10 protein-coding genes are annotated in these 13,458 nt (G+C 48.6%); all 10 read left to right on the top strand.

Annotated elements, in window-relative coordinates; translation table 11 throughout:
• Nucleotides 1-79: 79 nt before the first annotated feature.
• Nucleotides 80-1,777 (top strand): GMC oxidoreductase, encoded by a 1,698-nt coding sequence (locus KE626_RS17430; protein ID WP_211974206.1) that lies wholly within the window; start codon nt 80-82, stop codon nt 1,775-1,777.
• 273 nt (nt 1,778-2,050) lie between these two features.
• Entirely contained in the window at nt 2,051-3,865 is a 1,815-nt protein-coding gene (locus KE626_RS17425) for a glycoside hydrolase family 35 protein (protein WP_249207532.1), read from the top strand.
• 342 nt (nt 3,866-4,207) lie between these two features.
• Complete coding sequence (locus KE626_RS17420) at nt 4,208-4,651, top strand: CBS domain-containing protein (protein ID WP_211974205.1); 444 nt, start codon at nt 4,208-4,210, stop codon at nt 4,649-4,651.
• Between the two features lie 252 nt (nt 4,652-4,903).
• Nucleotides 4,904-5,386: an NADH-quinone oxidoreductase subunit A gene (locus KE626_RS17415; protein ID WP_211974204.1), complete on the top strand. Its 483-nt coding sequence runs from the start codon at nt 4,904-4,906 to the stop codon at nt 5,384-5,386.
• 50 nt (nt 5,387-5,436) lie between these two features.
• Entirely contained in the window at nt 5,437-6,075 is a 639-nt protein-coding gene (locus KE626_RS17410) for an NADH-quinone oxidoreductase subunit B (RefSeq protein WP_211974203.1), read from the top strand.
• 249 nt (nt 6,076-6,324) lie between these two features.
• On the top strand, nt 6,325-8,070 hold the full coding sequence (gene nuoC, locus KE626_RS17405) for an NADH-quinone oxidoreductase subunit C/D (RefSeq protein ID WP_211974202.1): 1,746 nt from the start codon (nt 6,325-6,327) through the stop codon (nt 8,068-8,070).
• 11 nt (nt 8,071-8,081) lie between these two features.
• Nucleotides 8,082-8,546, top strand: a complete 465-nt coding sequence (gene nuoE / locus KE626_RS17400; RefSeq protein ID WP_211974201.1) for an NADH-quinone oxidoreductase subunit NuoE — start codon at nt 8,082-8,084, stop codon at nt 8,544-8,546.
• 2 nt (nt 8,547-8,548) lie between these two features.
• Nucleotides 8,549-9,823 carry an NADH-quinone oxidoreductase subunit NuoF gene (gene nuoF / locus KE626_RS17395; protein WP_211974200.1) on the top strand — a complete coding sequence of 425 codons (1,275 nt, stop codon included), beginning with the start codon at nt 8,549-8,551 and terminating at the stop codon, nt 9,821-9,823.
• Entirely contained in the window at nt 9,810-12,503 is a 2,694-nt protein-coding gene (gene nuoG, locus KE626_RS17390) for an NADH-quinone oxidoreductase subunit NuoG (RefSeq protein ID WP_211974199.1), read from the top strand. Before nuoF ends, nuoG begins: the two co-directional genes overlap by 14 nt.
• A 4-nt stretch (nt 12,504-12,507) precedes the next feature.
• Nucleotides 12,508-13,458: an NADH-quinone oxidoreductase subunit NuoH gene (gene nuoH / locus KE626_RS17385; protein ID WP_211974198.1), complete on the top strand. Its 951-nt coding sequence runs from the start codon at nt 12,508-12,510 to the stop codon at nt 13,456-13,458.

Below are 13,458 nucleotides of genomic sequence, written 5' to 3'. Positions count from 1 at the left end.
TAACAGTACTTAGCGGTCAGGATTGCAGCTTCACAGAAAGCTAGGTCCTGGCCGCTACGCGCTTTTAACGCACGACGACATGAATCTTAATATAAAGGCTGTAAAAGAAAACACCTACGATGCCATCGTAGTAGGTTCCGGCATCAGCGGTGGCTGGGCTGCAAAGGAACTGAGTGAAAAAGGCCTGAAAACGCTGGTACTGGAAAGGGGCCGCAATGTGGAACACATTAAGGATTATACCACCGCTATGAAAGCGCCCTGGGAGTTCGCCCACCATCTCAATACTACCAGCGAAATGAGGGAAAAACATCCTATCCAGAGCCGCTGCTACGCCTTTGATGAGGCCACACAACAGTACTGGGTAGATGATAACGAGAACCCCTATAATGAAATCAAACCCTTCAACTGGCTGCGTGGTTACCATGTAGGTGGTCGCTCCCTCATGTGGGGCCGGCAGGTTTACCGCTGGAGCGATCTCGATTTTGAAGCTAACGCAAAAGATGGCCACGGAGTAGACTGGCCTATCCGTTATAAAGACATTGCTCCCTGGTATGAATATGTAGAAAAATACATCGGGGTAAGCGGACAAGCCGAAGGCTTACCGCAATTACCGGATGGCGTTTTTCTTCCGCCAATGGAAATGAACTGTCTCGAAAAACACGTGGCTGCCCGCATTAAGGAGAAGTACAATGACCGTATAATAACTATTGGTCGTGCGGCCCATCTGACCAAAGGATTAAAAGACCGCGGTCCGTGTCAGTATCGTAACCTGTGCGCACGCGGATGTCCGTTTACCGGTTACTTCAGCAGCAACGGCGTTACGTTGCCCGCCGCCGCAGCTACCGGCAATATGACGCTGCGCCCGGATTCCATTGTACTGGAAGTATTGTATGATAAGGATAAAAGCAAAGCAACAGGAGTAAGGGTGATGGATTCTCATACACTGCAAACAGTGGAATATTATGCAGATATCATTTTCCTGAATGCTTCTACCCTGGGTACCAGCTGGCTCATGCTGAATTCAGTATCCGACCGTTTCCCGAATGGTTTTGGAAACGATAGCGGGCAACTGGGGCATAACCTGATGGACCACCATTATGGCGTAGGCGCCGGTGGCGAATATGAAGGTTTTGAAGACCAGTACTACAACAGCGGCCGCAGGCCGAATGGCATCTATATTCCCCGTTTCCGGAATATCAACGACAGCACCAGGCAAAAGGATTATGTAAGAGGGTTTGGTTACCAGGGCGGCGCCGGCAGAGGCAGAGGTACGAGCATGGAAGGTATTGGAATAACGCTGAAAGAAGCCCAGACAGAACCCGGTAAATGGAGCATGGGAGTTGGTTCCTGGGGTGAACACCTGCCTTATTTTGAGAATAAGGTAACGATGAATAAAAACAAGAAAGACAAATACGGATTGCCAACACTGGATATAGACTGTGAGTTTAAAGAAAATGAAATGGCGATGCGCAAGGATATGCAGGCCAGCGCTATAGAAATGCTGGAAGCTGCAGGTCTGAAAAATGTGGGTGGGTATGATAGTGCGCCTCCTCCCGGACATTGTATCCACGAAATGGGAACCGCCCGTATGGGAAGGGATCCCAAAACATCGGTGCTGAACGATTTTAACCAGGTACATGCCGCTAAAAATGTATTTGTCACTGATGGCGCCTGCATGACTTCTTCTTCCTGTGTAAATCCTTCTATCACCTATATGGCGCTCACCGCCCGTGCATGTGATCACGCAGTGAGTGAACGCAAAAAAGGGAATATTTAGCGGGAAATTGTCTTGCCCGGGATTAATAGTGATTATGATGATTTTCAGGATTTTTTTCTTGTGATTATAATTTGATTTTAAAAGATTCGGGAAGATCTAAAGCGGATAAATTCGCTTAGATCTTCCCGAATCTTTTAAAATTGAAAAAAGAAAAAATCCTGAAAATCATCATAATCACTATTAATCCTGGGCAAGACAATTTCCTGCGTTGATAGCTTTCCGCTTTCAAAAAAATAGCGTATTTTGTACGCTTATCTGCAACTTATTAGAACAATGAAGAAAGTAATCCTAGGCGGCATGCTGGCTTTATCCTGTTGGATGGGAGCCGCGGTGCAGGCACAAAACAAACATTCCTTTGCATTGAGTACAACTGATTTTATGCTGGATGGTAAACCATTCCAGATGATCAGCGGCGAAATGCACCCGGCCCGTATTCCGCATGAATACTGGCGGCACCGTATCCAGATGGCGAAAGCAATGGGCTGTAACACCATTGCAGCATATGTTTTCTGGAACTATCATGAGCCGGTAAAAGGACAGTTTGATTTCAACACCGGTAATCACAACATCGCTGAGTTTATCAAAATAGCGCAGCAGGAAGGCATGTGGGTGTTGTTACGTCCGGGACCCTATGTATGCGCGGAATGGGAGTTTGGCGGCTTACCGCCTTACCTGTTGCAAACCCCCGACATCAAGGTGCGTTGCATGGATCCGCGTTACATCCAGGCGGTGAACAGCTATGTGGAACACCTTGCAGCCGAAGTAAAACCTTTGCTGGTAACGAATGGCGGCCCGGTGATCATGATGCAGATTGAAAATGAATATGGCAGTTATGGTAACGACAAGGAATATTTAAATACGTTGAAAGAGATGTGGGTGAAGAATGGTATCAACATTCCATTCTATACCGCTGATGGCGCTACCGCCTACATGCTGGAAGCGGGTGGGGTAGAAGGAGCAGCCATCGGGCTCGATTCCGGTGGTTCTGAAGCAGATTTCGCCGCTGCTAAAAAGCAGAATCCCAACGTACCTGCGTTCAGCAGCGAATCGTATCCGGGTTGGTTAACGCATTGGGGCGAGCAATGGCAGCGTCCTGGCGTTGATGGCATTTCCAGGGAAGTGAAATTCCTGATGGATACCAAGCGCTCTTTTAACCTGTATGTGATTCATGGTGGTACTAATTTCGGTTATACCGCCGGTGCAAACTCAGGCGGTAAGGGCGGTTATGAGCCTGATGTAACCAGCTACGACTACGATGCTCCCATTAACGAACAGGGAAGCGCTACCCCCAAGTACCAGGCATTGCGTCAGCTGATCGGTTCTTATCTCCCGAAGGGTAAAAAATTACCGGCTATCCCGGCAGCTATCCCAACTATTACCATCCCGGCATTTAATCTCACGCCATTTACTTCCATATGGGATCATTTGCCTGCTGCTACCCATTCTCCGCAGCCAAAACCATTTGAGGCCTATGGGCAGGATTATGGTTTTATGTTGTATAAAACCACGTTGATCGGACATAAAAGCGGTAAGCTCACGATCAAAGATCTGCACGATTATGCCACTATATTCGTGAATGGTAAGTATGTCGGGAAACTGGATCGCAGGCTGGGTGAAAAAACAATCGACATTCCTGTAAGTGATGTGAAAAATCCCGTATTGGAAATACTGGTAGAAGGGATGGGCCGCATCAATTTTGCAGATGCGCTTATCGATCGCAAAGGCATCACGGATCGTGTGGTCCTGAACGGTATGACGTTGATGAACTGGGAGGTATATGGATTGCCGATGACAGAAAAGTCCGTGCAGGAGCTGACCGCATCTTCAAATAATGCTACCAAACCCGGGCAATTCTTTAAAGGGACTTTCAACCTCGATAAAACCGGCGACACGTATCTTGATATGTCTGCTTATAAAAAAGGGATTGTTTGGGTAAATGGTCATAACCTGGGTCGTTACTGGGAAATAGGACCGCAGAAAAGACTGTATTGTCCTGCTCCATGGCTGAAAAAAGGCGCGAATGAAATCGTAGTATTTGATTTGCACCAGGAAGCCGCGGCAACGGTTTCAGGCGCCAGCGAGTTATAAATGCAGCGGAGATTGTCTTGCCCAGGATTTCAATGATTTTGATGATTTACAGGATTTCTCCCATGATTTTAAAAGATTAGCGGAGACAGAAGCGAGTCTCCGCTTTTGTATCCGCTAATCTTTTAATCAAAAATAAAATCTATAAAAGTAAAATCCTGTAAATCATCAAAATCATTGAAATCCTGGGCAAGACAATCTCCGCTGCATTAAAAGCTAGAAGCTAAAAGCTTTGCGTACTATTTACACAAACATTTATTTTTTACTGCCTTGATTTTAACAGCGAAAATTGGTAACTTAGGAATGGTGGTTTTTCATTTATTTACTTCTTAAAAAAGGCTTGCCATGGGAAAGGTACGTAATATCCTGCAGGCTAAGGGTCATGCAGTATACTCCATAAATCCTGACAACACTGTTTTCGAAGCCCTGCAGATGTTGGTTGATCGTAACGTAGGGGCCTTAACTGTAGTAGACAGTAATGATCATTTCCTCGGAATTTTCTCAGAACGTGATTATGCCCGTCGTGTTATCCTGAAAGGACGTGCATCCAAAGAAACCCTGATCCGCGAAATTATGACAGAGCGGCCTATCACTGTTACTGAAGATGATTCCATAGAAGATTGTATGGCGCTGATGACCGATAAAAGGATTCGTCACCTGCCGGTAATTGATGGTCAAGCCAGGCTGATCGGTTTAATATCTATCGGTGACGTCGTGAAATTTATTATCGACGACCAGCGTTATATTATTACCAGTTTGGAATGTTATATCACGGGCACGCATACCTGATTTTCGCAGTAGAATCAGTTTTGCAGATTAATTGTAAATTTTGTAACTTCAATTTCATATAGTCTTTACCGTAATGCAGCGGATGAACGTTATGAAACCGGGCAAATATCCGGTCTCCCTCTTGAACTGGCGGTTTACAGACATATAATTTCATAATAGCATTGTTACAGTAGATTGGAAAGCAGGCTACTGATTTTTCCTTAAGACTGGCATGACGGACTTTACAAGTAAATCGCTCGGAGGGCGAACACTTTGAAAAGCGCTGTTTCTGACATCACCCCTATCTGGCCATTTCTCGCATATGGTGCTATTGTTGTGATACTGATCGGTATCATACTTGGACTTTCCTATGTACTGGGCCAACGCCATAAAGACCGCGCAACAGGCGAGGCTTATGAATCCGGTATTATCTCCACCGGCTCCGCCCGACTTAGATTCCCTTCTCAGTTTTACCTGGTAGCTATGCTGTTTGTCATCTTCGACATTGAAACAGTATTAATCATTTCCTGGGCAATTGCCTACAAAGAAGTAGGCTGGGCAGGCTTTCTCGGCGTTTCTGTTTTTATCTTCATATTATTGGCTGTACTTATCTACGAATGGCGTAATGGCGCATTGGACTTCGGGCCCGATGGGAAAAAGATTTTACGTGCATATAGGAAAATGCGGAAGAAAAAATCCGCTAACGTTAACGGTTATACGGACATTAAGACTCCAGCACCACAGGCACTTATGTAACACCAGCATGTTGATTTTATGATTCACGCATAAAGTAAATCAACTTATTTATGAAATGGTGGCTGACCAATGCAAATGATGTAACGGGCAAAGTTTCCGGCAATACTTCTATGGAAGAAGTGATACAGCAAAGCGTTATGCTTACTTCTGTGGAAAGTTTGCTTGCATGGGGACGGAAAAACTCACTCTGGCCCTTCCATTTCGGCCTTTCCTGTTGTTTTGTGGAGATGGCAACCGCGATGACCCCCAAGTATGACGTGGCCCGCTTCGGCGCAGAAGTGATCAGGGGTACTCCCCGTGAAGCGGATGTCATGATCATCGCCGGTACGGTATTTATCAAAATGGCGCCGGTTATACAACGCCTGTATGAACAGATGATGGAACCCCGTTGGGTGATATCTATGGGTTCCTGCGCCAATTCCGGTGGTATGTATGATATATACAGCGTTGTACAGGGAGTAGATAAATTTTTACCGGTAGATGTATATGTGCCCGGTTGTCCTCCACGCCCCGATGCATTTATGCAAGGCCTCGTTATGCTCCGCGACAGCGTAGGCAAGGAAAAGCGCCCCCTCAGCTGGGTGATCGGCGAACAGGGTGTAGTGAAACCGGAAAAAATTTCCATGAAAGACGTGCTCCGCGAAAAACGACAGCAAATGACACAGTTTAAAACACCGGATGAAATTTAAACAGCTTTTAGCTTTTAGCCATTAGCTATTAGCCAACAGCTATAACATAACATATTTAACAACTAACAACTAACAACTAACAACTAACAGCTAACAGCTGTAACACAACATAATTAACAGCTAACAGCTAACAGCTAATGGCTAACAGCTATAACATAACATATTTAACAACTAACGGCTAACAGCTAACAGCTGTAACACAACATAATTAACAGCTAACAGCTAAAAGCCAACAGCTAAACAATACTCATGCCCGAACCCATTGCAACGGAATTAAGCGCCCGTTTTGGTGATATCACCTTTAAGCCTCAGGCTACGCGGGATGGGACGCCCACCTTCTGGGCGCCACAGGAGCATATTGTGACCGTATTACAATACCTTAAATCTGAAATACAAATGCCCTATCGCATGCTCTATGACCTCACGGCCATCGATGAGCGTGCGTATAAACGGCAGCAAAACGGTCATAAACCCTACGATTTTACTGTTGTTTATACACTTTTTTCCTTCGGCAGAAACGAATTCCTGCGCATTAAGGCCGGTCTCCACGGCGAATACCCGACGCTGGACAGTATCACCTCCATCTGGGCTGCGGCGAACTGGTACGAACGCGAAGTTTATGATATGTTTGGCATCCGCTTTAATGGCCATCCCCTGTTAAAACGCATCCTGATGCCCTACACCTGGGAAGGGCATCCGCTCCGTAAGGAGCATCCGGCACGGGCCACCGAAATGGGACCGTTTAGGCTCTATAATGAGAAGCAGGATAGGGAGCAGGAGGCCCTGCGGTTTAAACCCGAAGAATGGGGCTTAAAACGCCATAGCGAAGATGCTGACTTTATGTTCCTCAACATTGGTCCCCAACACCCCGGTACCCATGGCGTATTACGCATTATACTGCAACTGAATGGTGAAGACATTGTTGATGCTGTGCCTGATATCGGTTTTCACCATCGCGGCGCCGAAAAAATGGGCGAACGCCAGTCATGGCATACCTATATTCCCTATACCGACCGTATTGATTACCTCGGTGGCGTGAATAATAACCTGTCCTACCTGCTGTCGGTAGAAGAGCTGGGAGGCATTGATGTACCCCTCCGCGCCCAGGTGATCAGGATTATGCTCTGCGAACTGTTCCGTATTGCCAGCCACCTGGTATGGTACGGCACTTTTGCCCAGGACCTCGGGCAATTATCGCCCGTGTTCTATATGTTCACCGACCGTGAGCGCGTACTCGAAATCATTGAAGCCATCTGTGGTGGTCGTATGCACCCCAACTGGTTCCGTATCGGGGGCGTAGCCCAGGACCTGCCCAATGGCTGGGAAACGCTCGTGAAAAATTTTATCAGCTATTTCCCGAAACAACTGAAAGAATATGATAACATGGTAATGAAAAATTACCTGTTTAAAGCACGTACCAAAGGTATCGGTATCTATACCCTGGAAGAAGCTATTGACTGGGGCGTCACCGGCCCCGGACTCCGCGCCTGCGGCCTGGAGTGGGATATGCGCAAGAAAAGGCCCTATGGAGGTTACGGAAATTTTGCTTTCGAGATCCCGGTCGCACACAACGGTGATTGTTACGACCGCGCGGTAGTACGGGTGGAAGAAATGCGACAAAGTCTCCGCATTATCGAACAATGCGTGAGCAACATGCCGTCCGGCGATTACAAGTCGCACCACCCGCTGGCTACCCCTCCGGTGAAAGCGCGTACCATGCAGGACATCGAAACCCTTATCCACCATTTCCTCAACGTAAGCTGGGGCCCTGTAATACCCGCCGGTGAAGCCATGGTGGTGACGGAAGCCACCAAAGGATGGAACAGCTATTACCTGGTCAGCGATGGCAATACCGCCTCTTACCGCACAAGAGTACGAACGCCCTCGTTTCCCCATATGCAGATGATACCGCTGATCAGCCGCGGATATACAGTGGCCGATCTGCTTTCTATACTCGGAGGAATGGATTATGTACTTGCAGATATTGACAGATAATATAACAACATATGCTTTCTGCTATTGAAATAGAACAGATCACACACGAGTTGCAGCAGGTACCCGTAAAAAAGGCCGCCTGCATAGAAGCGCTGAAAATTGTACAGCAGCAACGGCGCTGGATATCTGATGAAAGCGTGGCAGACATCGCCTCTATACTGGAGATGAGCACCGCGGAAGTAGACAGCATAGCTACCTTCTATAACCTGATTTTCAGGCAACCGGTAGGCCGCCACGTTATCCTCCTCTGCGATAGCATCAGCTGCTACGTGATGGGCTATACGGAGATAAAACAGCAACTGATGGAGCTGTTGCAGATAAAGTATGGTCAGACAACCGCTGATGAACGCTTTACCCTGCTGCCCAACGCCTGCCTCGGTACCTGCGACCATGCACCGGCACTGATGATAGATAATGACTTGTACAGGGACCTTAAACCAGGTGAACTTTCACAAATACTGGATCAATATTTATAAAAATGGAACGTCCGCTCACACAACATATTCCCGCTTCCGGCGTCGCTCTTCACCTGAAAGAGTACGAAGCGGTGGGCGGATACGCCGCACTGCGTAAAGTATTGCAGGAACTTACTCCCGCAGAAGTAACCGCGAAAGTAAAAGACGCGAACCTGAAAGGGAGGGGAGGCGCCGGCTTCAGTACCGGTATGAAATGGAGCTTTGTACCCGCAAACGTCACCGGCCCCCGGTACCTGGTGGCCAATGCCGACGAAATGGAACCCGGCACGTTTAAAGACAGGTGGCTCCTGGAAGGAAATCCCCACCAGCTGCTGGAGGGAATGATTATTTCGGCCTACGCCATACAGGCCACACAGGCTTTTGTATTTATGCGCTGGGCCTATAAAGATGCGGCACGCATCATGACCCGCGCCATCGCAGATGCTTATGCAGCCGGCTATCTCGGCAAAAATATACTCGGAAAAAATTACAGCCTCGAAATGCAATTGCATACCGGCGTAGGAAGATATATGTGTGGCGAAGAAACCGCCCTGCTCAACTCACTGGAAGGAAAACGCGCCGTACCCCGCGCCAAACCTCCCTTTCCGCAGGTAAGCGGCTTATTCGGCAAACCCACTATTGTGAATAACGTGGAAACTTTGTCTTACATACCGCATATTATGAACAACGGAGGCGATTGGTTCAAATCCCTGAGCTATACCGCCGACGGGGGTACGAAAATATACGGCGTAAGCGGAAAGGTCAACAAGCCCGGTGCCTGGGAACTACCTATGGGAGTTACGATGCGGGAATTGCTGGAGGAACACGCCGGTGGCATGAAAGCGGGATTTCGCTTTCGTGGTGCCCTGCCCGGTGGCGCTTCCACAGACTTCTTAACCGATGCCCACCTGGATGTGAAAATGGATTTCGCAGGAGTAGCGGCCGCAGGAAGCCGCCTGGGTACCGGCACTATGGTAGTATTAGACGACCAAACCTGCCCGGTTGGTTTTGTACATAACCTGGAACATTTCTTTGCCCAGGAATCGTGCGGCTTTTGCACGCCCTGCCGCGAAGGATTGCCCTGGACAGAAAAAATATTATATGCTTTGGAACAGGGACACGGAACCTATGCGGATCTGGAACAATTGGAAATGCATACAAAACTGCTTGGCCCCGGTAATACTTTTTGCGCACTGGCGCCCGGCGCCATGGAACCGCTGCAAAGCGCACTGAAATATTTCCGGGAAGACTTTGAACAACATATCAAAGAAAAAAAATGTCCATATGCCCATCATTAACATCGATAATAAAACCTACGAAGTAAAAGAAGGAAAGAACCTGCTGGAAGCTTGCCTGTCGCTGGGTTTAAACCTTCCTTACTTTTGCTGGCACCCCGCCCTGGGTGCGGTAGGTGCCTGCAGACAATGCGCTGTTAAGGTGTTTAAAGATGAGGACGATAAAAAAGGGCGGATCATCATGTCGTGTATGGAACCCGTGAAAGATCAGCAACGTGTATCCATTGAGGATAGCGATGCAAAAAAATTCCGCGAGCAGGTGATCGGCTGGCTGATGACCAACCACCCGCACGACTGCGCCGTATGCGATGAAGGAGGCGCCTGTCACCTCCAGGATATGACAGTGATGACAGGGCATTCCTACCGCGATTATCATTTCACCAAAAGAACTTACAACAACCAATACCTGGGCCCCTTCCTTAACCATGAAATGAACCGATGCATACAATGTTACCGTTGTGTGCGTTTTTATAAAGACTTCGCCGGAGGCAAAGACCTCGATGTATTCGCCGCACATAACCACGTATACTTTGGCCGCCAGCAGGAAGGAGTCCTGGAAAGCGAATTCAGTGGTAACCTGGCAGAAGTGTGTCCCACAGGCGTATTCACCGATAAAACCCTCAAACAACATTATACCCGCAAATGGGATCTTACTTCCGCCGCCTCCGTTTGTCAGGGCTGCGGCCTGGGATGTAATATTATTGCAGGTGAAAGATATGGTGCGTTAAGACAGATCACCAACCGTTTTAACAGTGCGGTAAACGGCTACTTCCTTTGTGACCGCGGCCGTTACGGCTATGAATTTGTTAACAGCCCGCAACGTATAAAAACGCCGATGGTATACCATGGACCCAGCGAACTGTCTAATGGCATACCGGTGCTGCAACATATCCATCGCCGTATGAAGCCGGGAAAAACAATCGGTATCGGTTCTCCGAGGGCCTCCCTGGAATCGAATGCGGTATTAAAAGAATTGGTGGGAGAAGAAAATTTTTACCTGGGGGTTTCTGCCGGCGATCACGACCTCGTATCACTTGCCCTGAAAGTATTACAACAGGGACCCGTGCGGGCTGCCTCCCTGCAGGAAGCTGCCGCTGCAGATGTGGTGCTGATCCTCGGGGAAGACCTGACCAATACGGCGCCTATGCTGGCCTTGTCGGTACGGCAGGCAGTTCGCCGTATCCCGGTGGAAGAAGTCATCAATACTGTACATGTGCCCGCCTGGCAGGACGCTGCGATACGGGAGGCCGTGCAGGAAAACAAAGGACCGCTTTATATACTGAACGTTCAGCAAACAAAACTGGACGAACTGGCCAAAGGCGCCTGGCATACTGCACCGGACAATATTGCGCGTATAGGCTTTGGCGTTAGCCACCTGTTGAGTGATAAAATGCCGGAAGTAACCGGTATGTCCGAACAGGGCAAAGCCATTGCTGCTGAAATAGCGGAAGCATTAAAGCATGCGAAAAACCCGCTGATCATTGCCGGATACGGCAGCGGCAGTGAAGCAGTGATTAAGTCCGCCGCCAATGTTGCCTGGGCGCTGCACGACCTGGGCATAGATGCCATGCTCGCTTTTACTGTACCCGAATGCAACAGCATGGGACTGGAAATGCTGGGCGGCCATCGCCTGGAATCGGCGGTAGACCGTGCTTTGAACAACGAAGCAGATACAGTGATCATCCTGGAAAATGATCTTTATCGCCGCCTGAACCAACATAGGGCTGAACACTTTTTTGACAAGGTCCAGGATGTGATCCTGCTGGACCACCTGTATAATCCTACGGCTGAAAAGGCAACGATTATATTGCCGGCGGGTACCTTCGCGGAATCTGACGGTACGCTGGTCAACAATGAAGGCCGCGCCCAACGCTTCTTCCAGGTATTTTCGTCCAATACGGCGGTACAGGAAAGCTGGCGCTGGCTGCTGCAGATAGCTGCTGCCAATGGGCATGCGACATTGTCTTCCCTTAAACACCTCGATGAGGTAGTAAGCCATATCGCTGTTACCTGTCCGGTGTTTCATGGTATTGATACCCTGACGCCGGGCGCCGGGTTCCGCATTGCCGGTCAGAAAGTACCAAGAGAACCGCATCGTTATAGCGGCCGCACCGCCATGCAGGCCAATATCCAGGTTAGCGAACCCAAACCCCCGGAAGATCCGGATACGGCGCTGTCCTTTACGATGGAAGGATACCGCGGAGAACCACCTTCTTCCATGATCCCCTTCTTCTGGGCGCCGGGGTGGAATTCGGTACAATCGGTGAATAAGTTCCAGACAGAAACTGGTGGTCCGCTGCACGATGGAGATGGTGGTAAACGGTTAATCGAACCTCACCCTAACGGTCAAACGCCGTTTTACACGGAGGTGCCGGAACCCTATCTGCCGCTGACAGAACATTTGCTGCTGGTACCGCTTTATCATATTTATGGATCGGAAGAATTGAGCGTGCACACGCCCGGGATAGCGGAACGTATTCCTGCACCCTATATTATGCTGCACGGGGAAGATGCCAAAAGACTGCAGGTAGCCAATGGTCACCGGCTGCATTTTATGGATAACGGTCACCACTATACGTTACCGGTGATTATCAATAATACATTACAGCAGGGTGCAGCAGGCATACCTGTAGGCCTGCCAGGCGTACAGATTGCGGAAGCCCCGCAACTGATAAAAGTATAAGGTTATGACAAACTTCTGGTGGATAATAGGGGGAGTGCTGTTTGCACTGTTGAATACGGCAGCAGGCCTTATCTGGGTGGAGCGTCGTATGCTGGCACTGTGGCAGGACCGCTACGGTCCCAACAGGGCCGGGCCTTTCGGGTTGCTGGTGGTGCTGGCAGATACGATTAAACTCTTTTTTAAGGAAGACTGGATCCCGCCATTTGCCGACAAAGTAGTGTTTGTATTTGCGCCTGCAGTGGTCATGCTCAGTGTACTCATGAGCTTTGTGGTAATGCCTTTCGCGCCGCAGATCATTGTGGCGGATCTGAATATAGGCTTGTTGTTTTTCCTGGCTATGTCGTCGCTGGGCGTATACAGCGTGGTATTGGGCGGCTGGGCATCCAATAACAAGTATGCGCTGCTGGGTGCTATGCGCGGGGCTTCACAGATGATCAGCTACGAAGTATTTATGGGCCTGGCGTTGATGGGGGTAGTGGTGTTAAGCGGTTCGTTCAATCTCCGTGAAATAGTGGAAGCACAGAAGACGGTTTGGTTTATCGTACCACAATTTATAGGTTTTCTCATTTTCCTGGTAGCCGGCGTGGCGGAAACACATCGTTTGCCTTTTGATATCCCCGAAGCCGAAAGTGAGCTGGTAGCAGGATTTCACTCCGAGTACTCGGGGATGAAATTCGGTATGTTCTTTATTGGTGAATACCTGGGTATTACCCTGATTTCCGGCATGCTGGTCACCCTTTATTTCGGAGGCTGGCTGGGACCCGCTTTTCTGCCGCCGGTACTATGGTTTGTTATAAAAACGTTTGCCTTCATCATGTTATTCATCCTGTTCAGGGCTTCTATGCCGCGACCAAGATATGACCAGCTGATGGAGTATGGATGGAAGGTATTGTTCCCGTTATCGATTTTGAACCTGATGGTAACGGCTGCGATCAAACTTTGGTTAAATACTTAA

The organism is Chitinophaga hostae (assembly GCF_018224885.1).
Classification (GTDB): domain Bacteria; phylum Bacteroidota; class Bacteroidia; order Chitinophagales; family Chitinophagaceae; genus Chitinophaga; species Chitinophaga hostae.
Note: the sequence above shows the minus strand (reverse complement) of the source record. Positions and strands in the feature narration are given on the sequence as shown.